This is a genomic window from Apibacter sp. ESL0432, from assembly GCF_019469225.1.
Classification (GTDB): Bacteria; Bacteroidota; Bacteroidia; order Flavobacteriales; family Weeksellaceae; genus Apibacter.
The window spans coordinates 1,703,207-1,729,898 of sequence record NZ_CP048266.1; the positions used below are offsets into that span (position 1 = coordinate 1,703,207).

Consider the following 26,692-nt stretch of genomic DNA (forward strand, 5'->3'; position numbering starts at 1 on the left):
AAATTAATATTATACAATTTTATATTTTATCTTTTATATTTTTAACAATTTCTACAAGATTTAAATTATTTTTACTTTTTGCCCTTGTATTTAAAAATAAGTACCTTTGGGATTAATAATTTTAAATAGCTGTACATGCAGGACAATATGCTTAATCATCCCGGATTAATTACCATATTCGCGGTTTCGATTATTATTATGCTACTTCTTGACTTAGGAATTCTCAATAAAAAATCTCATGCTGTTTCTAATAAGGAAGCTGCGATATGGTCGGTAGTTTGGATATCATTAGCCATGATTTTCAGTGGGATTATTTATTTTGTTTTTAAAGGGGCTGATGGATCAAAATTCGCCCTTGAAAAATTCTCTCAATTTCAATCTGCTTATTGGATAGAAAAAGCACTATCCGTTGACAATCTTTTTGTATTTATAATGGTTTTTGGATTTTTTAAAATCCCGAAAGAATATCAACATAAAATTTTATTTTGGGGTATTATTGGTGCCTTGGCTTTCCGCGCCGTATTTATTTTCTTAGGTGTAGAAATGATTAATAAAACCTATCTTCCTCCTTTTTCCATCGGAAATTTTCATTTTATTTTAGACCAACAAAGTGCGGAACATGCCGATTATAGTCAAATGCTGTTTTTCAGGCCTAATATAATTTTAACTATTTTTGGATTCTTCCTTATTTATGCCGGTATCCATTCTTGGACATCCAAAGATGATGACAACTCCGACAAAAAAAATCTAAATGAGAGTTTCGGTGCTCGTTTTGTAAAACGATTTTTTAAAGTATCTGATGAATTAGACGGAAGTAAATTTTTTACAGTCAAAAATGGGATTAAAATGGCAACCCCTTTATTTACTGCTCTAGTTATCATTGAATTTACTGATTTAATTTTTGCCGTGGACTCCATACCTGCTATCTTCGCTATTGCACCTAATGACCCGTTTATATTATATACCTCTAATATATTTGCCATTTTAGGTTTGCGATCTCTTTACTTTTTACTGGCTAATTTTATGTATATGTTCAGTAAATTAAAATATGGATTGGCTGTGATCTTAAGTTTTATAGGAGTTAAAATGTTGGTAGCTCCTTTTATACATATTTCATCTATAGTTTCTTTAGGAGTTGTGGCAGGAGTACTTGTAATTTCAGTATTGCTTTCATTAACTTTTCCTGAAAAAAAAGAAAAAAATGTTTAATAATTTAAAATAAAAATTAGAATTTACAATGAATAAACCTATTTCGGAATTTATTGAAAAATATTTTTTACATTTCAATTCTGCAACCTTAGTAGATGCTGCTAAAGGTTATGTAGCTCATCTTAAAGATGGGGGTAAGATGATGATTACTATGGGAGGTGCCATGAGTACCGCTGAATTAGGAAAAATTTTGGCTGAGATGATTCGCCAAGATAAGGTATCCATTATTTCTTGTACGGGAGCTAATTTAGAGGAAGACATCATGAATTTGGTGGCTCATTCCCACTACAAGAGAATTCCTGAATATCGCGACCTGACTCCTCAACAAGAATGGGAATTACTTGAAAATCATTTAAATCGCGTTACAGATACGTGTATTCCGGAAGAAGAAGCTTTTCGACGTATCCAACAACATATTGAAAAAATATGGAAAGATGCAGACGATAAAGGTGAAAGATATTTCCCTCATGAATATATGTATCAAATGCTTCGTTCGGGAGTATTGGAACAATATTACGAAATAGACCCTAAAGACAGTTGGATGTTGGCCGCTGCTGAAAAAAATTTACCTATTGTAGTTCCGGGTTGGGAAGACAGTACTATGGGAAATATTTTTGCTGCTAATGTGATTAAAGGAAATTTGAAAGCTTCAACCATGAAAAGCGGTATTGAATATATGATATATTTAACCGAATGGTATCGAAACAATTCGGAAGGTAAAGGTGTAGGATTTTTCCAAATAGCCGGAGGAATATCCGGAGATTTTCCTATTTGTGTAGTTCCTATGATGTATCAAGATTTAGAATGGGAAGATGTTCCATTCTGGAGCTATTTCTGTCAGATATCCGACTCAACCACCAGCTATGGCTCTTATTCGGGGGCTGTTCCCAATGAAAAAATAACCTGGGGAAAGTTAGATATTGATACTCCTAAATTTATTATTGAGAGTGATGCAACTATTGTAGCTCCGTTAGTCTTTGCTTATATTCTAGAAATGTAGTAAGATAAAATTATTAATTTATACTATAAAAAAGTTCGGAATTTTAGTTCCGAACTTTTTTTAATACTATCTTAAAAGATTACGATACCATTCCCAAAGAACTATTCCGGCACAAACGCTTACGTTTAAAGAGTGTTTTGTTCCAGATTGAGGGATCTCAATAAAAATATCAATTAAATGGAGAATTGAATCACTGATCCCTTCAACTTCATTTCCGAAAATTAAGACATACTTTTGTTCCTTGTTTATTGGATAATCTTGTAATAAAATGCTTCCTTTCACTTGTTCTACTCCTACAATAATATACCCTTCGTTTTTTAAGTTAATTATTAATTCACTTATATTTTCCTGATGCTCCCATTCAACGCTTTCCGTAGCTCCCAAGGCTGTTTTTTGGATTTCACGATGAGGAGGGCACGGCGTAATTCCGCATAAATAAATTTTCTCTATAGCAAAAGCATCTGAGGTTCTGAAAACTGATCCTACATTATGCATGGAACGAACTTGATCCAGCAATACTATCACGGGAATTTTCTCACTTTCTTTATAATCTTCAAGGGATTTTCTGTTTAACGATTCTAATTTTAATTTCTCTACTTTTTCCTGTTGCTGCATATTTTCAGTAATGTTGATTGATTTTTAGGAGTTACATATATTTTTTTACCTTTTCCTTACTACCGGTAAAATTTCATTTTTCGATAATGCGTATTTTTCCATTTCACTTTCGGGTAAAGTTTCATAATACTTTACTTGCTCTACTTGAAACCCTGCGTTTTCTAAACGTTCAAAATAATCCAACCCATACCATCTCACATGATCATATTGTCCGAAATGTTTTTTTCTTTCTTCTTTGTCTGTGATGGAGAAATCTTCGTATGTTTTGTTAGATCCATATCTCATGGGTACTTGAAAAATTCCCCATCCTCCAGGTTTCATCACCCTGTATAATTCTGACATTCCTTTACGATCATCTTCTATATGTTCCAATACATGATTGCAAAAAATCACATCAAATTCATTATCTTTAAAAGGCAGGTTCAAAATATCCGCTTTAACATCTACAATAGGAGAATAAAGATCAGCGGTTATATACTCTAAATTTTTTAATTTTTTAAACCTTTTTAGGAAGCATTGCTCCGGAGCAATACTTAAAACTTTTAAATTAGCTGAAAAAAAATCAGTATCTTTTAGCAAATACAACCACATTAACCTATGTCTTTCAAGAGATAATGTCCCCGGTGCTAAAGCATTATTTCTAGGTTTACCGTAACCATACGGCAAAAATTTTCGGTATTTTTTACCGTCTATTGGGTCTACAAATTGATCTCCTTTGTAAAACCACGCAAAAAAAGGAGCAAAGAAATAGCTGAATTTAATAAGAATCGGTCTGGGTATTAAATTCAAAAAAAACTTAAATACTTGCTTCATTAACTAAATTAATCCTGCGCGGGTTGGTATAAAAATTCATCTTCTTCATTGGAAGTAATGCCTAAAGCATCATATATGTATTTATAAGTAGAAAGTAGTTTTGGCTCTCCATTTACTACTGCAACATCATGTTCAAAATGACAAGAGGGTTTGTTATCCCGCGTGGTTACAGTCCATCCGTCGTTATGGAATTTAACTTTATATGTACCTAAATTGACCATCGGTTCAATTGCTATTACTAATCCTTCTTCTATTTTTGGACCATTGCCTTTTCTTCCATAATTAGGAACATGCGGATCTTCATGCATTTCTTTACCCAAACCATGACCTACTAATTCGCGTACTACTCCATATCCTGCATTTTCACAAATTAATTGTATCGCAAAACTTATGTCCCCTATTCTATTTCCTGCTTTGCATTTTTTTATTCCTGCATATAAGCTTTGTTTAGTAATTCGCATCATTTTATCAACTTCAGGATCAATGCTTCCTACAGAAAATGTATACGCTTGATCTCCGTAAAATCCATTTTTTAATGCTCCACAATCAATGGAAATTATATCTCCATCTTCGAGCGGTTTATTATTAGGTATACCGTGAACCACTTGTTCATTAGGAGACATACATAAAGTATTAGGAAAGTCATACAATCCTAAAAAACCGGGAATAGCACCGTGATCTCGTATATATTCTTCAGCAATTTTATCTAAATGTAAGGTAGTCACTCCGGGTTTAACTTCTTTAGCCAGTACTCCCAAAGTTTTAGAAACCAATTGAGCGCTTTCGTACATCAATTCAATTTCTTCTTTTGTTTTTAATTGTATCATAATTTAAAAATTCTTGAAAAAAAACCTCTCTTATTTTTATGTTTTCTTTTTGAATAAGCCAACACTTGTCTTCCCTCTACGCCAAATTCTATCTTTTCTTTTATAATTTCATAAACTTCTCCCCATCCGGGAAATCCACCTAAATTCCTGTCATCAATGAAATAATCGGCATTTATTTTTCTACTTTGGGTCTCTCTATCAAATATTTCCCCTTCAAAACTTGAATTCACTGCATAAAATTCAATTCCGTTTTTATAACAAAATTCTACGGCTTCTTCTAATCTCTTACCATGTCTATAAGTCCAAAGGATTAAACGAAAACCTCTGCTCTGAAGTCTTTTCATAGTTTCAAAAGCAAAAATCATCGGTTTACCAATTTCCGGATATTTATCTTCTACAATTGTCCCATCAAAATCAATAGCTATTATCTTATTATTCATATAAATATACTACAAGTTAGTTCTGTTTACTCTTTTAAGTTTAGTGTTCAAATTAGTGTTCTAAATTGTCATTAATTTTCCAAATTTACAAGTTTTTAATCAATAAATTTTTTGTTATCCACTTGGATATTAGCCTGAAATAATTTAAGAAATCTTTTATATCAAATTCGGTTATAATTTTTATAATTTTTGGTATAATATTAGATGAGAAAATTTTTAGTTCTGAAATATTAATTAAAAAAATAAAGGTCTATGAAATTAAAACTTTTAGTTATGACTGCTTTTTGCATCTTACTTTCCAGCTGTGCATTAACTACTTCCTATGATTTTGACAAAACGGTTGATTTTTCAAATTATAAATCTTTTACCATTTATCAGCAGGGTATCGATAAATTAAAATTGAATGATATTGACAAAAGTCGTATCATCCGTGCTTTAGAGAATCAATTAAAAAGCAAGGGATTAACCGAAAGTGCCGACGGAGATTTGATCGTAAATGTTCTTGCTTCATCAAAAAAAGTAATTAATGTTGATAATGATCCATATTGGAACGGCCCGTGGGGATGGGGATATTATTGGGCTCCTTCCAGCACAGTTTATGAAACTCGTGAAGGAAAACTAACGTTTCATTTAGTGGATTCTAAAAAAAATATTCTAGTTTGGGAGGGTATGGTTGATGGTTTTGATGTTGGTAATATCAAAAATAAAGAGGAACAAATAAATAAAGCCATTCAAAAAATATTTAATTATTATCCGCCTAAAAAGAAAAATAACTCATATTATTAAAAAAATAAACACATCTAAAGCCTCAAAATTTAAATTTTGAGGTTTTAATTTATCTAATCTAAACTTTTTTTTTACTAATAATTTATGTTTTATGATATCTATTATCTAGATATTAACGTCTCATTGCTAAATGAGATCAACCTCTTAAATCTGTTGCAAAAAAATTTTTCTTCTAAATTTATTAATGAGACTTTTTAGTAATTTAATCCATAAAACTTTTGTAGGAAATTAAGTACCCAAATAAATTTCCCAAAAAATCTTTACTCTTTTCAAGTTTTTAAATATTTACCCTATCTGCCAAAGTGACATAATGAATAAAAAAGGGTTTATCTAAGTCAATAGGGATATGAAAACCTCTCACTATAAGTAAGAACGCTACTCTTTTTGCCACAAAATTTAGTACAATATTGATGCTTTACGGTAACAATTGTAAGACTTCTTCCAAAGTATCGACTCATTATTTGTTCATAATTTCTTTAAAAAAAATATACTTCTGAGGATTTACTATGTGTTTCATTTACTATTTATTTTAATAATAAATGAGATAATTTTAAACTAGCTAAATCATTATTTTTTTATGAACATTTGTAAAAACTTTTCAATATTTAAACAAGAATTAAAAGATATTTATACTTTTGCACTTGATATCATTTCCCTTATTTAAAAATTCAAAAAAGCCGGAATGAATTTTAACACATTTTTTCGTAAAAAAAATATTTCTGATTTACAGGATACAACACAAAAATCTGAATTAAGCAGAGTATTAACTGTAAAGGATTTAACTTTTTTTGGAATTGCTGCGATTATAGGCGCCGGCATTTTCAGTACCATCGGAAGAGCCTCTTATGAAGGAGGACCCGCCATTTCATTACTTTTTATCTTAGTGGCTGTTGCTTGTATTTTTACCGCATTATGTTATGCGCAATTTGCTTCTATGATTCCGGTGAGCGGCAGCGCTTATACTTATGCTTATGTTTCTTTAGGTGAAATATTTGCTTGGACTATCGGGTGGGCTTTAATACTTGAATATGCTGTATCAAACATGGTGATCGCAATCTCTTGGTCGGGATATTTTGTCTCTATGTTGCAAGGTTTTGGCATTCATTGGCCTGATTGGCTTTCCATTGATTATTGGAATGCTCACAGAGCTTATCTTGAATATCTTGCACATCCTCAAAGTCTATCCCAAAATGATCTTAGATTATCGGAAATATATCAATCTGCTCCGGAAATTGCCAACATAAAAATAATATTTAATTTACCGGCGGGATTAATTACCTTATTAGTTACCACCCTGGCGTACGTAGGAATTAAAGAATCTACCCGTGTAAGTAATGCTTTAGTTTGGATTAAATTATCTGTAATCATAGGCATTATTTTAATTGGTGTATTTTATATAAAACCGGATAATTGGTCGCCTTTCTTTCCTAATGGTTTAGGAGGAGTTATGGGAGGAGTGGCTGCCGTATTTTTTTCTTTTATCGGGTTTGATTCTATATCGACTACAGCTGAAGAAGCTAAAAATCCACAAAGGGATTTGCCTCGCGCCATGCTATATTGTATTATAATTTGTACCGTTTTATATGCTTCAATTGCATTAATATTGACCGGTATGGTTAATTATAAAGAATTACGTGTTGATGACCCGTTGGCGTATGTTTTCAATAAAATAGGAATAAATTTTATAGCCGGAATCATTTCCGTGAGTGCAGTAATCGCCATGACAGGAGCCATTCTTGTTTACCAGATCGGACAACCGAGAATATGGATGACCATGAGTCGAGACGGTTTATTATGGAAGCCTTTTGGTACTATTCATAAAAAATATCATACCCCCGGATTTGCAACTATTATTGCCGGTTTCTTTGTGGGAATACCTGCTATGTTCCTGGATATGCAGTTGGTTGTGGATTTGACAAGTGTGGGAACTTTTTTTGCTTTTATTTTAGTTTGTTCCGGAGTTTTATATTTAGATAACAAAGGTCTTTCTCATCAAGCCAAATTTAAATTAATTTATATCAACGGTCAATATTTAATTCCTTTGTCTTTTTGTATGGCTATCATTTTGTTCTTAACCCAAACCAATTATAAGGAAATCCTTGCAGATAAACCTTTATTAGCTATTTTTTGGATTATCTGGTTCGGTTTATCTTTAGGTGCATTCAAATATAAATTTTCGCTAATACCTATTCTCGGTATTTTGTTTAATTTATATTTAATGACGGAATTAGGATGGTCTAATTGGGGAATGTTTATATTATGGCTATTGATCGGATTATCAATTTACTTCTTATATGGAAGGAAAAACAGTAAACTCGAAAAATTAATTCAAACTTCTCATAATCATTAATTATTTTAAATTATTTATACTATAGTAATTTTATCTTCAAATAATTTTGTATTAAATAAATTACATTAATCTTAAATATTTTCACTTTCATAAAATTTTGCGTCTTTCCAATATAAATTTTGGATACAAACAATTAAAATATGCTAAAAGATATTTTTGTTACAATTAACTATATATAATTATCCATCAATACTTTAGAAAATAAAGTTTCTTTTAATTTCAATATTTATTTTATTTCTTTCATATGAATCTAAAAATAATCATGACGAAAAAAAATAAACTTATTATCTTTGCAAACGCTAATTAGCTTGAAAGTAAATTTTTTCTTGCTCAATAAATATAATTAAGTATTATGAATCAGAACTTAATAAATTTTTTTCCAAAAGAAAATGAAATTCCTGAACATTTTCGACTTCAAAACGAAATCTCTCAGAAAAGAGTATTGATCGATGGAGAATTTATTGAATGGGAAGGTCCATTTCAAGAAGTTTATTCTCCTATTTATACCCGTTCAAACTCTACAGATGAGTTAGTACAAACTAAATTAGGGAGCTATCCAATCTGTACTTCTAAAGAAGCTGAAAAAGCCTTACAGGCTGCTTTAAAAGCTTTTAACGGAGGAAGAGGAGAATGGCCGTCTATGTCTGTTTCTCAAAGAATCTCTGCGATGGAAAATTTCATCGTTAAAATGGTTGAGCAAAGAGAAAAAGTAGTAAAATTACTAGTTTGGGAAATTTGTAAAAGCTATAAAGACTCCGAAAAAGAATTCGACAGAACGGTTGATGCGATAAAATGTTCTATTGAAGCTCTGAAAGAATTAGATATAAATTCATCTCGTACAAAAACAGATGAAGGGGTGGTTGCTCAGGTTAAAAAATCTCCTTACGGAGTTGTCCTTTGTATGGGCCCTTACAATTATCCTTTAAATGAGACTTTTGCGACTTTGATACCTGCTTTATTAATGGGTAACACCGTATTGTTCAAACCACCGCGTCGTGGGACATTATTGTTTGAACCTTTATTAAATGCATTTAAAGAATGTTTTCCTGCAGGGGTTATCAATACTTTATACGGCAGAGGTAAAGATGTTATTCCTACTTTAATGCAATCAGGTAAAATTAATGTATTAGCATTTATCGGATCCAGTAAGGTAGTAAATGGAATGATTAAAGAACATCCTAATGCAAACAGTCTTCATTCCGTATTAGGATTAGACGCCAAAAATGCGGCTATTATCGACAAAACTGCTGATATCGATTTGGCAGTTAAAGAAGCTATTTTGGGTACTTTTTCTTTCAACGGACAAAGATGTACGGCTTTAAAAATACTATTTGTACATTCTTCAATTGCTGATGAATTCAATAAAAAATTCACTGAGGAAATATCTAAATTGAAAGTGGGAATGCCATGGGAAGATAATGTAACCATTACTCCGTTAGCTGAACCGGACAAACCTCAATATGTTCAAAAATGTATTGATGAAGCTTTAGAAAACAACGGTGAAATTATCAATAAAGAAAATGGAGGAGGACAAATTTTAAATTCATTAGTTAGCCCAACTGTAATTTATCCGGCTAATGAGAAAATGAATCTATTATATAATAATGAGCAATTTGCTCCTATCATTCCGATAGTTCCTTTTGACGATCTTGAATCTCCGATTAGCTATATTACCAATTCAACTAAAGGACAACAAGCAGCCATCTTCAGTAATGATGAAGATACTGTATCTTATCTTGTTGATGCCCTATGTTGTCAAGTAGGTAGAATCAATATTAATGCTCAATGTCAACGTGGACCTGATACGCTTCCTTTTAACGGTAGAAAAAATTCAGCTTTAGGTACTCTATCAACCATTGATGCTTTATATGCCCTATCTATCGACTCTGTTGTAGCTACCAAGGATACTAAATCAAATGACAATTTGATTGACTCTGTTATAAAGAGTGGTAAATCTTCAAGATTAAGCTAATTTGAGGTTTTTTATCTTATAATATCAATTATTTTATAAAATGGAACCATCTATCTTCGTATAGATGGTTTTATTTTTTTTTAATATGCTAAGCTTTATTAAAAAGGGAAATTCATACATTTAAAAATTTATATCATTAATCGATCATTTCCTCTTACTTCTTATTTATCTTTTCAAATGCGGGACTCCGTTTTAGTTAACAATATTTTTTATTCTGTTAGATTTATAATAAGTTTAGTAAAAGTTTTCAATAGTGAAGTTAAACTGCATATATCAGATAAATATATGACAAAGTGTACTTTGGTTTAGAATTTGTACCGATACATTATACACGAAATATCCACGAATATAAAAAATTTGACTTACACTATATGGCATATATTGATTATTATAAAGTTTTAGGATTAAGTAAAAATGCTTCTCAGGATGATATCAAAAAGGCATACCGAAAATTAGCCCGAAAATATCATCCGGATTTAAATCCTAATGATAAAGAAGCTAATGTAAAATTTCAGCAGATTAATGAAGCTAATGAAGTTTTGGGCGATCCCGAAAAACGTAAGAAGTATGATCAATACGGCGAAAATTGGAAACATGCAGAACAATTTGAACAAGCACGTCAACAACAAGGAGGCGGTGGCGGTCAATACTATTATGACAATTCCGGTAACCCTTTTGAAGGTTTTTCCCAAGGTTTTGGTACGGAAGGTTTTTCTGATTTTTTTAGTGATCTTTTTGGTGGAAGAACCGGTAGAACTCATCGAAGAAGTTCTCAATTTAAAGGGCAAGATTATACCACAGAATTACGTCTTTCCTTGCGAGACGCAGCAACCACACATAAACAGACTCTTAACGTCAACGGTAAACAAATACGTATTACCATTCCTGCAGGCATCTCTAATGGTCAGCAAATAAAATTGAAAGGTCAAGGGGGCCCGGGTGCAAACGGAGGGCCTAACGGAGATTTATATATTACTTTTACTCTTTTGGAAGATCCTAAATTTAAAAGATTACATAATGATTTAACCACTACTGCAGAAGTAGACCTTTATACAGCTGTTTTAGGGGGAGAAATAACCGTTGATACTCTGGATGGCAAAGTTAAACTCAAAGTGAGTCCGGGTACTCAAAATGGAACTAAAGTGCGATTGAAAGGTAAAGGATTTCCTGTGTATAAAAAAGAAGGAGAACATGGAGATTTATTCGTGATTTACCAAGTAAAAATACCTACTCACCTTTCTGAAAAGCAAAAAAATTTATTTAAACAATTAGCAGAATCATAAAATTATCTGATACATGAAAAATGATTTGATAACTATAGAAGAATATTCCATACATTATAATGTAGATGTATCATTTATTGAGGATTTAGAAAATTTGGGTATTATCCATACCGTTCAAAAGGAGGAAATAAAATACATTCCTTTTGATACTCTTTCCGATTTGGAATCTTATTCCAGAATGTTTTATGACATGGATATAAACCTTGCAGGAATTGATGCTGTAAAAAATTTACTTTTTAAAATACGTAAACTCCAACTTGAAATGACCGAACTTAAAAACAGGCTTGAATTTTATGAATAAATAAAAATATTCTGTTATTTAAAAATTTAATTTAGCTTTAGTAATATAATAGCCATACATTTTAAAAATGTATGGCTATTAACATATATGTACAAACTTTATAAAAAATTCTTAAAAATTACTCCTCCTTGTATCCATCTACCCGGCATGGGTACCAAATTTGATTCTGTATATTTAGTATTTAGAATATTGGTCATTTGGATGTATAACTGCAAATGATTGGTTTGATACATAAGACGATCATCCAATAAATGGTAATCATCTAAGTTTACTCTGTCATTGTATCTATAAATTATTTGATTGGATATATTCTTGAGAAGTTTATGCTCTACTTTTACAACCAACTGATGTCTTAAATTATCTAATGAATATCTAGAGTACGATCGGTCAGAATATTTTAAATTTTTATCCAAATAGGTATAACCTAAATTGATTGATTTTATGAAGAGTGCCGTAAAAGAATAATTAAAATCAACTTCTACACCATCCGTATTTATTCTTGAAATATTTTCGGGTTTCCATTTACCTTCTTCACTATCTTTTGTCCAATCTATACTTTTTCTTGATTCCCTTCTAAAAAAGCTGATGGTAGTTTTTATGTTTTTATGATTCAATCGATATCCCAATTCATAAGACAAAGCATTCTCCGGTTTTAAATTGGAATTTCCTTCGGTGACCGGGTCTGTATAATTAAGATCTGTATACGTAGGAACTCTATAGGTTTTTCCTAAATTAGCAAATAATTTATTTTGTTGGTTTATACTGTATCCAATATCAATTCCCGGATACCAAAAATTCCCAAAATCCGAATAGTCGGAAAAGCTAATTCCCGGAGTAATATCCAATCTGTTTTTAAAAAACATAAATCGATGTTCCAAAAATGCAAAATAAACCGTCCGATGATTTTTTCCTAAATTATTGGAAGATAAATATTCCTTTCTAAAGTCCAATCCAACGCCGGTGATTCCTAAAGAAGATGAATAGTTTGTATTGGCTTCGATTCCTGCATTATTACCTATATGAAGGTTTCTATATTTTGAGGGATTATGTCTTTCGAAAATATATTCGTCTTGAGACCTTCTCCAATATGCATTGGATTCCCATTTGAATTTACCTGATTTTTGATTCCAACCAATGCTAACCAAAGAAGTTTGAATTGCTTCATACTGATCTTTTGCTAAAGGGGAGGAATAAAATCCGTTAGCTCCAAATTTTTTATCAATAAATCCTCCTTGTAAACGAAGTTCTCCCCCGTTTAATTTATACTGATTCTGATACCATACATTTTTAACTTGATAGTCTGTATTGTAACGATATCCATCAGATTGTGAAGTTTCTGCTTGAATAAAGTGAGAAAACTTTTTTCCTGAAACATTTAATGAAGCACCTAAAGATGTCGTATTAAAATCACCTAAAGATCCTGAAATTGTTATATCATTCTTGGTAGACGGACGAGTAACAATATTAATAGCACCGGCATATGCATTTTGTCCAAAACGACGAGCTGCAGGACCTTTAACTATTTCAATTCGTTCAATGGAAGCTAAATCTACCGGAAGATTCATGGTATTATGTCCGGTTTGGCTATCATTCATGCGTATTCCATTGATAAGAATTAATACTTGTTCAAAAGAACTTCCTCTTATACTAACATCGGCTTGTACTCCATGCGCTCCCTTTTGTCTTATATCTATTCCTGAATAATAAGAAAGAACTTCTTCAATACTGGAGGCAGGCATAGCTTTGATTTGTTCTTTCGTAATTATCTGAACATTTTGTGAAGTTTTGTTAAAAGGTAAGGAAAGTGTTTTCCCTTGAATTACAACTCCTTCAAGTTCTTTACTCTCCTGCGCAACCAGTACTAAACATATAAACAAGGCAATAATTGAATAAAATAGTTTCATAATCTATTGTTCACAGCAAATTTTCGCAGTAATTAGTTAAAATTTATTTTTATACTAGTTAGTTTATACAAAAGTAGTAACTTTCCGGATGATTAAACTATACCAGTTTTATTATTATGACTAGTCCGGATTTACTACCTTATTATAGCTTGATACATATCGACCGAAACGCTAAAGTTTCTGTATATCTTCAAATTACCACTCAGATCATCAATGCTATTCAAAGAGGTTATTTAAGTATAGGTACGAAACTTCCCGGAACGCGTATTTTAAGTAATCTTATTCAAGTAAATCGCAACACGATCGTTAAAGTATATGATGAATTGCATGCACAAGGATGGATTGAAGTACATCCCAATAAGGGCAGTTTTATCATTCAAAAAGAAAATGTGACTAATAAAAAAATTAAATCCATATCTAAAGATTCTCTGACTCATTATCCTTCTAAAACGGGATTTTCATATAGAACTTCCAATTTATTGGATAACCCTTTTGAATCTTCAACTTGCTCATGGATGTTAAACGATGGTGGACCCGATACTCGACTTTTACAAATGAATACCTTATCGAGCCTCTATTCATCAAACCTTAAAAGAAAAAGACATTTTACCAAAGGAAATAATGAAGTTCCTGAAAAAAGTGAATATCTAAAAAAAAACTTATCTAATTTTTTAAATCTATCTCGGGGGTTACATATTTCACCAAAAAATCTTCTTATCACGCGAAGCATCGAAATGGGAGGTTATATCGCGGCAGAATTACTTATTACCCCAAAAGATATTGTATTGGTCGGAGAACCTAGTTATTTTCTGATCAATATGATTCTGCAAAAAGTCGGTGCAGATATAATAACCATCCCGGTTGATGAAGAAGGCATTTCTCCGGATGCTGTTAAAAAAATTTGTCAAAAAAGAAAGATTCGTATGTTATATATAACTCCACACCATCATTACCCAACAACGGTTTCATTAAGTGTAAAACGTCGCATGGAATTGTTGGAATTATCTCAACAGTACGGATTCATTATTTTAGAGGATGATTATGATTATGATTTTCATTACGAAAACAATCGGATTCTGCCTCTTGCCAGTGCAGATACCTCGGGAATGGTCGTTTATATCGGTTCGTTTGGAAGATCTTTAGCCCCGGGATTCCGTAAAGGCTTTGTGATCGCACCTGAGGATTTAATTTTAGAAATGCAAAAATTATCGAATATGCTTGACAGGCAAGGAGATATTTTTATGGAATATGCTTTGGGCGAACTTATTGAAGAAGGTGAATTTAACAGACACCTAAGACGAACCTCTGCTATTTATAAAGAAAGAAGAAATTTTCTGGCATCTTTATTAAACACTCATTTGAAGAATTATTTAAATTTTTCTTTGCCAACCGGTGGATTGGCTTTTTGGACACAATGGAATTCATCGGTAAATTTGATGAAATTACGAGAGTATTGTCTAAAGGAAGATTTGCTCATTCCTAAGTCCTTGCTTTATCAAACGCACAATTTATCTGCTATGAGATTGGGATTTGGAAGTTTTACCACAGAAGAAATGGAGGAAATCATCTATAAAATCAAATCAGCTTTATCACGTTTAGAAAAAAAATAGATCCATTATCCACAATTAATCAATCATTTATTAAAATATTTATAAAAATTATATTAGATCGTAACGACATTTTTCAACGTTACTACTTTTCGTTTTGAAATTTTAAAACCGACAGTCTATAAGTAAAATTTGAAGTTTTTAAGTTGATTTTTGAATCAATTAGATAATAGTACAATTACTCAGTTACTCAGCTTGGCTCTGAAATGGGTGTAATATATAAACACTAGAAACCCAATGAATGTTAATACAACACCCGGCAAAGCACTATATTCATAGGGATAATTTTTACTGATAGGAATACCTCCTAAATAAGCGCCTAAAGCATTTCCTATGTTAAAAGCTACCTGTGCCATTGCAGAACCTAACATCTCTCCTCCTCTTGAGTTATGCAACAATAAAATTTGTTGAGGAGCTGATACGGCAAAAAGACAACCCGTGCAAAGGAACATAAGTAGTAACGAAAGGATTTGAGATTTGCTAAAAAAAAAGAAAAATAATAAAGATAGCATTGCCAACCCTTGGGTAACTGTAGCTACCTTTTCCGGAGAATATTTATCCGACAATTTCCCACTCAACAGATTTCCAACTACCATTCCCAAACCTGCAAACATCATTACTCCTGTCATAGATTCTTCTGAAAAGCCAACCGAATGGGTCATAATTGGATTTATATAACTATACCAACAAAATATACCTCCATTTCCTACAATGGTTGTTACGACAATCAGCCATGGATTCAAGTTCTTCAAAAAATGAAATTGATCTTTAAATCTAGTATAGGGAAGCGGTTTCAATTCAGGAACAAATTTTTTAATGGATATGAAAATTATGATTCCTAATAAAGCTATAAGAAAGTATGTAATTTTCCACGAAAAATGATGGCTTATGAATGTACCTAAGGGAACCCCTAAGAGGTTAGCAATCGTCATTCCTGAAATCATTCCCGAAACGGCAGAAGTTCCTTTTCCCTTAGGTGCCAGTTTACTGGCAACAATGGAACCGACACCAAAATAAGCGCCGTGTGGAAGACCTGAAATAAATCTGAACAATACATTCAATTCATAATACGAAGTCAAAGAAAAAAATAAATTACCTAATATGAAGATTAAAATAAGAATCAACAATATTCTTTTTAAGGGAAGTTTACCGGATATTAAAACCAGTAAGGGGGCTCCGATAGCTACCCCGAGAGCATATGCCGATATAAAATGCCCTGCTTTTGGTATGCTTATAGACATATCTCTTGCAATATCCGGAAGTATGCCCATCATGCCAAATTCAGACATTCCTAATCCTAAAGTACCTAAAGCTAACGCTATGGTAGATTTTTTCATATTTTTTAACTGCCTGTTTACTAAACAAAATTATAGGAAATTATTCCTTATTCCGCAGTTTCCGGCAAAAAAATATTTATCGTATATTTGATTAAATTATAATACAGGAATCATGAATATAACAGATATTTCAGGAACAACTACTCTTTCCAACGGTGTAAAAATGCCTTATTTGGGTTTAGGCGTGTATAAAGCTGACGGAGGACAAGAAGTAATCACTGCTATACATGATGCCTTAGATGCAGGATATCGTCATATTGATACGGCTGCTTATTATTATAATGAAGAAGGAGTTGGAAAAGCCATCCAATCTGCTTCAATTCCTCGTGAAGAAATTTTTGTAACTACCAAAATATGGTTCAGCAGACAAAGATATGAGGACACTTTTAAAGCATTTGATGAATCTATGGAAAAACTTGGTCTTGATTATCTTGATCTATATTTAATCCATTGGCCTCATCCGGATTTCTATTTGGAAGCATGGAAAGCAATGGAAGAATTATATAAGGCGGGTAGAATACGTGCAATAGGTTTATGTAATTCTTTGCAGCATCATATCCAAAAAATTAAAGATTTGGGACAAACCGTTCCTATGGTTAATCAAATGGAATTCCACCCCAATTTAGTGCAACAGGATTTATTGGATTTTTGCAAAAAAAATCAAATTCAATACGAAGCTTGGTCTCCTTTAAAAAGAGGGGCTTTGTTTAACGATCCTTTACTTTTAGAATTAGCTCATAAGTATAATAAAAATGTAGCACAAATTATTATTCGATGGGATTTGCAAAAAGGGGTAGTTACTATTCCAAAAAGTACAAAAAAAGAAAGAATTATTTCTAATGCAGATGTTTTCGATTTTCAATTAAGTGATGAAGATGTAAAAAAAATAGATTCTTTAGATTCCAATGATCGAACCGGAGCTCATCCCGATCATTTTTTGGAATATTTTGCTAAAAAGGGAATCAAATAATCCAACTATCATATAACTCATTTTTTAAAGAACGATTCATTTAAATTCAAAAAAATATATCATTTTTTTGGAATTTAATTATACATATTGAAATATTTATTAATTCTTTTTTATAAATACTATTTCATATAACTTTGAATTTGCTTTATAGACAAAAAGTATATACTTAATGTAAGAGTAAACTTTCCTAAGTTAAAATTCAACTAGTTACAGCTAAAAAATATTTACATAATATTGTAAAAATTTTTTAGACGTTATCGTAATTAAAAACCAATTCCTAAATGAAAATTGCATACTGTATAGGTAACATTCATAATTCCGGAGGAATAGAACGTGTGATTTCAATTAAGGCCAATTATTTAGTTGACAAAGGCTATGAAGTTCATATTGTCGTTATTTACCCATCTTCTCAAAAGCCTTTTTTCAACTTTGATTCCCGTATTAAATTTCATTATTTGAATTTGGATTTTGAAAAAGATAGGGGATTGAAAAAACATATTAATTTTAAAAAAAATAAAAAAATTTTTCTTCAAACAATCGGAAATCTTTTTCAGGAAATTAAGCCCGATATAGCTATTTCCACTTTTTGTAAGTACTCGAAATATATTTTTGAGTTAAATGATGGAAGTAAAAAAATTATTGAACGACATTTCGCTAAATACAAACGTGCGCAATATTATTCAAAATTGGATAATTATTTTCTAGGAAGAATCATAACGTATTTATACCGTAAAACAGATTATGATATTGGTAAGAATTTTGACCGATTTATAGTTTTAACGAATGAAGATAGAGAATCCTGGGGAAATACTCTTCCCAACCTTGAGGTAATTGAAAATCCACTTACTATATTACCTAAAACTCATGCATCTCTTGAAAATAAAATAGTAATTAGCTTAGGCCGATTAAACCAGCAAAAACAGTTTGATCATCTTATTGAAATATGGAACACTATTGTTCAAAAACATCCGGATTGGAAATTGTTACTATATGGTAATGGTGAGAAAAAAAGAGAGCTAGAAGAAATGATTGATCGATTAAATTTAAATTCCAACATTGAATTACATCCGGCGACTTCAGATATAAGTTCAGTTTTGCTAAATAGTTCCATTTATGCTATGACTTCAAAATATGAAGGATTTCCATTGACATTAATTGAATCTATGGTTCATGGGGTCCCTCCTGTTTCCTATACCTGCAAATGCGGACCTAAAGAAATTATCCATGATGAAGTAGACGGATTATTAGTTCCTTTTAATGATAAAGAAATTTTTGCTCAAAAACTCTCCTACTTAATAGAAAATGAAACTATAAGAAAACAAATGGGAAAAGCGGCTTCTGAAAATATTCTGCGTTATTCACAGGATATAATCATGCAAAAATGGATGAATTTGTTTCAGCGATTAGTAGAAAGTTAAAGTCGGGGTGCAGACTTTATCTTTTTATTATAAAATTCTACTTTTGTTTTAAAATACTTTGATTTACGAATTTTCCCCGCATCTGTAATAATGAGGCAACTATAATCCGGATAGTGGTTAATGAGTTTGCGTCCGGCTTTTACTCCGAGTACCATTATTGAGGTACTGAATCCATTGGCCGTTTCTGCATTCGGACCTATCACACTGACACTTTTAATTCCTTTTACGGGATATCCCGTGCGGGGATCGATAATATGAGAATATTTTTTACCTTCTAATTCGACATATTTTTCATAGGAACCGGATGTTGTAACGCATTCATCTTTAAGTGTAAAAAAACCTGTAATATCCGAAGGCTCAAAGGGATTAATTATTCCAATGTTCCAATATTCTCCATTAATTTTATGCCCCCAAACACTTATATCTCCTGATGCATTGATTATTCCCGCTTTTACATTATTTTTTACCATTAGTTCTTTTGCTTTATCAGCTGCATATCCTTTTCCAATGGATCCAAATCCTATTTTCATTCCGGGGAGCTTTAAAAAGAGAGTAGAGTTTAAAGTATCTATAATGATATTTTTATAGCTTATTTTCTTTATGGATTCTTTGATTTGCTCCTCTGAGGGCACTTTTTTCATAGAACCGTCAAATTTCCAAATTTTATCCATAGCTGCAAAACTTATATCAAATGCTCCTTCTGTAATCTCTGAAATTTTAATTGCTCTTCGGGTAAGTTCCAATACTTCTCGATCTACTTTTACGGGTTGTATACCCGCATTTTGGTTAACCTTTGATACTTGCGAATCAGGCTTCCAATCCGATATTAAATTTTCAATCCGTACTATTTCATCGATAGCCTTATCTATGTATTTTTCTGCTTGTAGGGAATCTTCTGCTAGTATTGAAAAGTCAAATTTACAACCCATTAATGTTGCTGTGCGGTTTCGTTGTACTTGCGAATTAATGTTTATGTAAGATAATACAAATAATGCTGCCAATAGTACATATTTCCCTCTCATATATTTACTATTTTTCTTGAAATTCATTAATAACAATCGGTTACAATTAGTCCTTTTCTTTTGTAATCATTACATTTTTTTAGGCTATCTACAAAAACTACCTCATCCAAGACTTTTTCTACCTCCAGTTGCATTTGCAAGGCTCCACAAATCATGATTACTCCTCCCTCTTCCAATAAATTAACAAAAAAATTTCTGTCATTTTGAATTAAATCCATCACATATTTATTTTCTGTATCTGATGAATACGAAAAATTATATTGTTCTAAATATCCTTTATTCATTTGTTCCTTCAAAAAACAAATATATTGATCTACCATTTCACTTCGCTGTCTGAATCCGCAATACAAATAAGTTTTAACTTTGCTTAAATTTTGATCGATCATTCCTAAAAAGGGACCTATTCCTGTTCCATTGGCAATCATAACTACTTTATTTGCTTTTTCGGGAAAATGAAAAGGAGTGTTAGTTAAGATTTTCCCGTATATGGTATCTCCTTTTTTCCGATTTATTAAATATTCTGACGCCAAGCCGCTCGGATAATATTTTATTGATAACTGTATGTTATGATTGACTTTAGCTATGGAATAATATCTTTCCTTATTGTCTTTACAGGGATAAACAGCAAGGATATCTCCTGAAGTAAATTTTTGTTTACCGGGATGTATTTGTACTATAAAAGTTTCTTTAGAATCATTAGGTATGTAAACCTCCTCTATCTTCATTTTTATACGATTTTTGGGTTTACTTGTATAAAATTTGGCATCAGCATATAGTTTGATACCCGTTTTATTATTCCATTCTTTTATCCATGTTGTAAACTCATCTATTGATTGGTCGTTTACTGTGTGTAAATCTACTATCGATTCGCTCCATGCCTCTTTTTTGATTTGTTCGTCTACAGTTTTAGCAAACAAACAGTAATCTTCATAGGATTTTGATCCAAACCCAACTACACTGAACTTAACGTTTTGGTTTTGTGGATTTTCTTTTAGAAGTGTTCCGAATTTACGCGCATTTGAAGGAGCTTCTCCCAGTCCATAGGTTGAAGTTAAAACTAGTATATATTCCGCTTTTGGATATATTTGGTACTTATTAAGCTCTGTTAAATAGGATCGATAATTTTGCGAAACCATTTGTTGATGAATTGAATGAGCCAAGTTGAACGTACTTCCATTTTCTGATCCTACCAATAGTATAATTTGACTATCTTCAGGTAGGTATTTATTTTTAAAATTACGTTTTCCTCTTTTCCATGTTATGGTAAATCCTGAAACTATAAAAAACAATATATATACCCCGGCTATAAAAAGTATGACAGCCCAAACTACATGAGTTCTGCCGGTATGAAGGTCTAAACTTAGAGTTGCTAACTTTTTTGAAATCGGATCATTAACTTGAGAGACAACCTCACCTGTTAAAGGACTGACGGTTAATTCTTTATCTTTTAATTTTAAAATAAAATATTCGTCGGGATCATCGGAAAACGGAAATTCTATTTTACGAACTTCTGAAAGTTTAATTCGTGAAAAAAGAGGGATATCTTTATATAATAGTTTCTTTGTTGTAGTTTGATCTTGAGGGGAATGAAAAATAATTTTCTCACCTTCTTTGGAAAAAAAATGAAACCTTTCTAAACATAGATAACTTCCGGTTAATGAAATTATACCAATAGGTATAAGCAGTATACGTCCAAACAAAGTATGATAATATTGAGAAAAAGATGCTTTTTTTATTTTTGAAAAAAAGTTGCTGAATTTTTTCTGTCTTTTTATTATAAGCATGCTTCCCGAAGTTGCTATTAAAAAAAGTAAAAATGAATTGATACCCACAAGTATGCGTCCGGTTTCATGCATAAACAGGGATCTATGTAATGAGGTAACCCACAAGATAAAAGAATTGTTTTTTTGTGGTTTTCCTATGATAGTTCCCGTTTTAGGGTTTATATATCCTACTACCTCCTCCCCACTCGTATCGGTACCTTGTAATTTTACAAACGATTTTTCATTAATTTCCAATTCAGAAATTTCCTGAACAGTAGATTGTAATGCTGAAAGAGTCTGCGCGATACTAATACGATTTAAATCATGAATGCAATATGGTGACGTATTTTCTTCAATGGCATAAAAAGCAAGTATGGATCCCGTTATGGAAGCCATACTCAAAAATATGAAAGAAACTAATGCTAAAGTTAAGTGAGCATATCTCCAAATGGAAAGCGTCATTGAATTATTGAATCTTACTTAGTCTCACATAATTTATATATCCCGTTCCGGATATTTTACCCGTAAAGGCTTGAGAATTTAAAGGGATTTCCAGATCTTTTACATAATAATTTTGATCTTCAACAGCGGTTTCAAATCGGAGTTTATATCCCTTATCAATTTTAGAATCTTCAATTTCCAACGTGGTTATGCTACGGTCTCCGCCAGTTACGGATGCTCCGGTTTTAGCATCTATAGTTTTCTTTTTTGAATTGTATTTATGCCACTCTTTTAAGGTATTATACCATCTTTTATCTTCTCCCATTATGTATAATGTCTTTTCATACTGACCTTGCGGAGAAATTAATGATACTACTATGTAGGCACCTTCTCCTATATAATTATTCATTTGAAGTAAACATTTATATTTATGAGTCTGTGCATGGCCCATAAAAGGCAATAACATTAGAAGTAAACTGTAAGCTGCTATTTTAATATTCATCTTCATAATAGATTATTTTAAGAAATCAATGGATACTTTATTTTGAGTTAAGATTTTGTTTTCTTTTGCTAAATCATAGGCTGTTTCTCCAAACTCTGTTTTTAGGTCTTTTTTTGCACCTAAAGATAGCAGATATTTCAAAATAGTATCGTCTTTAGCAATCATTGCGGCTCTTTGTAAAGGAGTTATACCCTCGTTATTAGCTGTATTAACGTCTACTTTTAATCCTGAAATTTTTTTAATCAAATTGATATCATTTTTACCGACTGCTAAATGATAGAGGGTATTGCCTTCTTCTTGTTTTGTATTAAAATCAACTCCTTTATCTTTTAGTAATTCTAAATTTGCATCAAAATCTTTATTTCTAGGATGATAGGATTGGATAAGATAATAAACCAAACTGTTTCCTTTGTTATCTTTCTGATTTATATTAGCTCCATTAGCAAGTAACAAAGCAATCATTTCCGGTGTACTAGATTTTACTGCTAACATTAGAACACTTTCTCCCTTGTTGTTAACTTCATTGATATTTTTAACTAAAGGTAAAAATACTTGTGTATTTTTAATATCTTTTCCTGAAGCACTTTTTATAAATGCTGTATTTCCTTCTTTATCTTTTTTTTGTGGATCAACCTTTTTAGAAATAAAATAGTTGATAATTTCTGCCTGATCCGGTTTTGTTGCGACTATATGAAGTACGGTTTGTTGATCGTCATTGACAACTAAAGGATTTAATTTTATATCCTCTACCAAATATTTAAAAACATCTAAGGTATTGGCTGTTCTCCGTGTAGCTTCAGCTGCCAGTAAAAGAGCATTGTTGGTGCTTTTTACTCCTCTTGTTTTCAATTTTTTTAATAATTCTATATCGCCTTTTCTGGCCGCATAATCAAATGCTGTGCTTCCTTTATCGTCTGTGTCCGATAATGAAAGACCTTTGGATTGTAAATATTCGGTAAGGTGAAGATCAGAATCATAGGGAATAGCTAAAAGCAAAATGGTTGTCCCGTTTTTATATTTTTGCTTAGGATTTAATCCGGCATCAAAAAACAAGCGATAGATTTCAACATTGGTTTGTCCTGCATTTGCTGCAAATACTAAAGGAGTGAGCCCGTGGGAATCTTCTAAATTGATATTACTCTTTTTATCGATTAAATATTTTATTAATTCAGTATTTCCTTTTAAAGCTGCCCAATGTAAATAAATTCTGTTATCATGAGTTAATTTATTTATGTCATTTCCTTTTTGTATTAACAGGTATTTAATGGTTTCTAAAGGGGCTTCATTTAGTATGGCAACTGTAACTGCGTCAAATTTGTTATCATTAAACTCATTCGGACTGTTACCTTTTTTAATTTCTGTTTCAACTGCTTGTAAATCGGGTTTATTTTTCCAAAAGTTATTATCTAACAAGGTATTATTTATTTGAGCATTCATCCAAATGGATGCCATGCAAAGGAGAGTTACGAAACTTCTTTTCATTTTTTTTATAATTTAAATGAGAGTACTATAATAGTAATTTTTTTTCAATAATACTTATATAGACTAAATAAAAACAAAATAGTTTAAAGCAGTTGAATAAATCAACTGCTTTTATTAAAAAATTATCTGAGTAAAATTAATTAATTTTTCAAGAAAGTGACTGCTCTAATATGCTCCTTATCATTGGAAAGTTCAAATCCTTTATTGGCTGTTGCCGTTACCGGATCTATGGCATATATTGCTGAATTTCCGCTAACCGGATTTAAAGGTAAATATATTTTACCTTTATGTGCTAACGGCCATCCGTTACTTGACACTTGGGTATAGTCCGGAATTCCTTCTACCCATTTAAAAGATTTAGATTCCATTTTAACGACTGCAAAACGTGTTGCTTTGGAACCGTTTCCGGAACTTGTTGTTTCATTGTAAAATTCAAGTAAATAGTAATCTTTAGTAATCGGAAAAACTTTTCTGAATTTATATCCTCCTGAAGCAGTTTCAATATCAAAATAATAATTTGAATCGAATGTTTGAGAACCTTTATTAATTTTTAAAGCTCCTGCTTTTTTAGCAGTGGTATTTCCGGATCCAGCTCCTGAAAATACGTATACGTTTCCTGATCCATCCGGCCAAATTTGAGAATATACAGCACCTTTCCATTGGCCTCCTGAAAAGCTTAGACGCGAATCGTTAATGACTGATTTAATAGTCATATTATAATCCATCAAGGCTACATAAACATTATCTGAATTTGTATATTTAAATGCAGCAGCTATTTCATTATTTCCTCTATCTGCAATTCCTGTAATGGTTGGTTTTTTGTCATCAATCATATGCGAACTTAAATCGATAGGTTTATCTATCATGGAAATATTATCTCCATTTCTTTCATACAGGAAGCTGTTGTCTTTATTGGATATGGCATAAATATATTTTCCAAAATTTCCTGTTACTGAAAATCTACCAATAATTATCGGACTTCCTTGTAATTCTTTCATTTTATCATCTGTGTCATATTTAAATGCTCTACAGCCCGATTTTCCTTGCCCTAAATCTGATCCGTTGGGATAAATAAATCCAACCAATGTGCTTGCATTGTTTACTACGATCTGTGTAAATGAACTGGTTGTTTTCACTGAATTAGAATTTCCTGAAATACTATCTCTACCGCTGTCTAAATGATTGACAGTCAAAAAATAAGTTCCTGTACCTAATTTTCCACTCCCGGGAGCAGCAGCTATTACAAACTTATCTGCTTTAGTAGGAATGGGTTGTGTGGCTATCGTATTATCATCATCGCTACTACATGATATAGTCATGCATCCGGCCAAAAAGCTTACTAATACTTTTTGGATAAAATTTGTTTTTTTCATACTATATTTTATTTAAGAGTTTATTGAATTTTATTGTTTTTTTAACAGGGATAATCCCGTAATGCCATCTGCTTCAACCACTAATCCTGCTTTAGCTGAAGTAGTTTTAGGATCGATCACGTATACGGTAGGCTGCTCATTAGAAGTGGTAACCGGCATATATATTTTACCGTCATAACTTAATGGCCATCCCGTTGCCGTAATTTGTTCTTTAGATGGGAAACCATCTCTTAACCAATTAAAATTTTTGGTGCTCATTTTTAGAATTGCATATTGAGAGGCAGGGCTTATAATGTTATAGTCCAATTCGTTATAAAATTCTAACAGAAAATAGTCTTCCGTTATATGAAATACTTTACGAAATCGGTAGCCCCCTGATGCTTGTTCAATATTAAAATAGTAATCTTTATCGAAGGCAGTACTTCCTTTTTTTATACATAACGCACCCGCTGGTTTTGTGGTAGCGCTTTCGTATGAACCTGAAAATACATAGGTATTTCCGTTATCATCTTTTCCTATTTGAGAATACATGGCAGATCTCCATCTTCCTGCAGAATAACTGATTCTATCATCCGAATAAATTCGTTTAACATTTAAATTTGCGTCTAAAGCTAACACATGCACTTTATCGGGATCATTGGGACTAACGGCTGAGGTAAGAAATTCTCCATTTTCGGTATCAACAATTCCGCTAATCGTTGGATTATAACCGTTTCCAACTATATTATCGGTATGTAATGTTTTTTGAGTTATAGACATAGTTGTTCCTTCTTGTTCAATAAAACTGAAGATGGCTCCTGTCGTTCCGTCTGCTAAAGCCTGTGATCCTCGTGCAGAAATCATATAATTTCCGAAATTTCCAACGGTATTATAACTGTTTACTTGAAATCCCATATCCTGATCTCCTTTTAATTTTTGAATTTTGCCGTTTGGAGTCAAAATGAAACAATATCCAACGTATGCCCCTCCTTGTCCGTATACCAGCCCCACTAATGATTTATAGTGGTTATTTATAAAATGTGTAAATACTCTTCCTACTTCCACGCCATTTCCCGATAGCGAGGTTCTGCCTATATCCAGATTATCGGAAGTTAACATATAGCTGGAACTGCCCATAGTTGCAGCTATAACAAATTTTTGTGTAGCAGAATCTGTTCCCGGATTTTCTGATAGGTTATTATTGTCATCGCTTCCACATCCGATTATGAAAACTGATAGTGCTGCTATTAAAAGGAATTTTCTTTTAAATGATCTATTTCTCATATTATTGATTTAAT

Annotated in this window: 22 protein-coding genes; 10 read left to right on the forward strand and 12 right to left on the reverse strand. The window is 31.9% G+C overall.

Features of this window, described 5'->3' with window-relative positions:
* Positions 1–135 precede the first annotated feature (135 nt).
* Positions 136–1,209, forward strand: a complete 1,074-nt coding sequence (locus tag GYM73_RS07205; protein ID WP_160564228.1) for a TerC family protein — start codon at positions 136–138, stop codon at positions 1,207–1,209.
* A 28-nt stretch (positions 1,210–1,237) separates the two neighbouring features.
* Positions 1,238–2,209 (forward strand): deoxyhypusine synthase family protein, encoded by a 972-nt coding sequence (locus GYM73_RS07210; RefSeq protein ID WP_105298079.1) that lies wholly within the window; start codon positions 1,238–1,240, stop codon positions 2,207–2,209.
* A 66-nt stretch (positions 2,210–2,275) separates the two neighbouring features.
* On the opposite strand, the gene GYM73_RS07215 is transcribed toward GYM73_RS07210, so the two are convergent.
* Genes GYM73_RS07215 through GYM73_RS07230 form a run of 4 tightly spaced genes read right to left on the reverse strand, consistent with a single transcriptional unit; the run spans position 2,276 to position 4,904 of the window.
* Entirely contained in the window at positions 2,276–2,824 is a 549-nt protein-coding gene (locus GYM73_RS07215; protein ID WP_220233426.1) for an RNA methyltransferase, read from the reverse strand.
* Positions 2,825–2,869: 45 nt separating this feature from the next.
* Entirely contained in the window at positions 2,870–3,637 is a 768-nt protein-coding gene (locus GYM73_RS07220) for a methyltransferase domain-containing protein (RefSeq protein WP_220233427.1), read from the reverse strand.
* 8 nt (positions 3,638–3,645) lie between these two features.
* Positions 3,646–4,464, reverse strand: coding sequence for a type I methionyl aminopeptidase (gene map / locus GYM73_RS07225; protein WP_220233428.1), 819 nt, complete (start codon positions 4,462–4,464; stop codon positions 3,646–3,648).
* Positions 4,461–4,904, reverse strand: a complete 444-nt coding sequence (locus GYM73_RS07230; protein ID WP_160541901.1) for a BT0820 family HAD-type phosphatase — start codon at positions 4,902–4,904, stop codon at positions 4,461–4,463. The genes map and GYM73_RS07230 overlap by 4 nt, the downstream gene beginning before the upstream one ends.
* Positions 4,905–5,156: 252 nt before the next feature.
* Here GYM73_RS07230 and GYM73_RS07235 point away from each other — a divergent pair, with 252 nt between their 5' ends.
* From GYM73_RS07235 to GYM73_RS07255, 5 genes are all read left to right on the forward strand, one after another.
* Positions 5,157–5,690, forward strand: a complete 534-nt coding sequence (locus tag GYM73_RS07235) for a DUF4136 domain-containing protein (RefSeq protein WP_220233429.1) — start codon at positions 5,157–5,159, stop codon at positions 5,688–5,690.
* Positions 5,691–6,372: 682 nt separating this feature from the next.
* Entirely contained in the window at positions 6,373–8,040 is a 1,668-nt protein-coding gene (locus GYM73_RS07240; RefSeq protein WP_220233430.1) for an amino acid permease, read from the forward strand.
* 352 nt (positions 8,041–8,392) lie between these two features.
* On the forward strand, positions 8,393–10,012 hold the full coding sequence (locus GYM73_RS07245; protein ID WP_166004426.1) for an aldehyde dehydrogenase family protein: 1,620 nt from the start codon (positions 8,393–8,395) through the stop codon (positions 10,010–10,012).
* A gap of 371 nt (positions 10,013–10,383) precedes the next feature.
* On the forward strand, positions 10,384–11,295 hold the full coding sequence (locus GYM73_RS07250; RefSeq protein ID WP_160541897.1) for a DnaJ C-terminal domain-containing protein: 912 nt from the start codon (positions 10,384–10,386) through the stop codon (positions 11,293–11,295).
* A gap of 13 nt (positions 11,296–11,308) precedes the next feature.
* Entirely contained in the window at positions 11,309–11,596 is a 288-nt protein-coding gene (locus GYM73_RS07255; protein ID WP_220233431.1) for a chaperone modulator CbpM, read from the forward strand.
* A gap of 98 nt (positions 11,597–11,694) precedes the next feature.
* On the opposite strand, the gene GYM73_RS07260 is transcribed toward GYM73_RS07255, so the two are convergent.
* On the reverse strand, positions 11,695–13,500 hold the full coding sequence (locus GYM73_RS07260; protein WP_220233432.1) for a TonB-dependent siderophore receptor: 1,806 nt from the start codon (positions 13,498–13,500) through the stop codon (positions 11,695–11,697).
* A gap of 116 nt (positions 13,501–13,616) precedes the next feature.
* Between GYM73_RS07260 and GYM73_RS07265 the strand changes: the two genes are divergently transcribed.
* Positions 13,617–15,110, forward strand: coding sequence for a PLP-dependent aminotransferase family protein (locus GYM73_RS07265; RefSeq protein ID WP_220233433.1), 1,494 nt, complete (start codon positions 13,617–13,619; stop codon positions 15,108–15,110).
* Between the two features lie 179 nt (positions 15,111–15,289).
* On the opposite strand, the gene araJ is transcribed toward GYM73_RS07265, so the two are convergent.
* The gene (araJ, locus tag GYM73_RS07270) at positions 15,290–16,444 is read right to left on the reverse strand and encodes an MFS transporter AraJ (protein ID WP_220233434.1); all 1,155 of its coding nucleotides are present in this window, start codon (positions 16,442–16,444) and stop codon (positions 15,290–15,292) included.
* Positions 16,445–16,556: 112 nt separating this feature from the next.
* Here araJ and GYM73_RS07275 point away from each other — a divergent pair, with 112 nt between their 5' ends.
* Both GYM73_RS07275 and GYM73_RS07280 read left to right on the forward strand, forming a co-directional pair.
* Positions 16,557–17,414, forward strand: coding sequence for an aldo/keto reductase (locus GYM73_RS07275; RefSeq protein ID WP_220233435.1), 858 nt, complete (start codon positions 16,557–16,559; stop codon positions 17,412–17,414).
* Between the two features lie 281 nt (positions 17,415–17,695).
* A complete protein-coding gene (locus GYM73_RS07280; protein ID WP_220233436.1) occupies positions 17,696–18,832 on the forward strand; it encodes a glycosyltransferase family 4 protein in 1,137 nt (378 codons plus the stop codon).
* Here GYM73_RS07280 and GYM73_RS07285 read toward each other — a convergent pair.
* The 6 genes from GYM73_RS07285 to GYM73_RS07310 all read right to left on the reverse strand — a co-directional run bounded on the left by GYM73_RS07285 (position 18,829) and on the right by GYM73_RS07310 (position 26,678).
* Positions 18,829–19,854: an FAD:protein FMN transferase gene (locus tag GYM73_RS07285; RefSeq protein ID WP_255570953.1), complete on the reverse strand. Its 1,026-nt coding sequence runs from the start codon at positions 19,852–19,854 to the stop codon at positions 18,829–18,831. The genes GYM73_RS07280 and GYM73_RS07285 overlap by 4 nt on opposite strands.
* 26 nt (positions 19,855–19,880) lie before the next feature.
* Positions 19,881–22,079, reverse strand: a complete 2,199-nt coding sequence (locus GYM73_RS07290) for a PepSY domain-containing protein (RefSeq protein WP_220233438.1) — start codon at positions 22,077–22,079, stop codon at positions 19,881–19,883.
* A gap of 4 nt (positions 22,080–22,083) precedes the next feature.
* On the reverse strand, positions 22,084–22,566 hold the full coding sequence (locus GYM73_RS07295; protein ID WP_160541889.1) for a DUF2271 domain-containing protein: 483 nt from the start codon (positions 22,564–22,566) through the stop codon (positions 22,084–22,086).
* 6 nt (positions 22,567–22,572) lie between these two features.
* Positions 22,573–24,042 carry an ankyrin repeat domain-containing protein gene (locus GYM73_RS07300; protein ID WP_220233439.1) on the reverse strand — a complete coding sequence of 490 codons (1,470 nt, stop codon included), beginning with the start codon at positions 24,040–24,042 and terminating at the stop codon, positions 22,573–22,575.
* 140 nt (positions 24,043–24,182) lie between these two features.
* A complete protein-coding gene (locus tag GYM73_RS07305) occupies positions 24,183–25,415 on the reverse strand; it encodes a DUF4374 domain-containing protein (RefSeq protein ID WP_220233440.1) in 1,233 nt (410 codons plus the stop codon).
* Between the two features lie 30 nt (positions 25,416–25,445).
* Complete coding sequence (locus GYM73_RS07310; protein WP_220233441.1) at positions 25,446–26,678, reverse strand: DUF4374 domain-containing protein; 1,233 nt, start codon at positions 26,676–26,678, stop codon at positions 25,446–25,448.
* Positions 26,679–26,692: the final 14 nt, after the last annotated feature.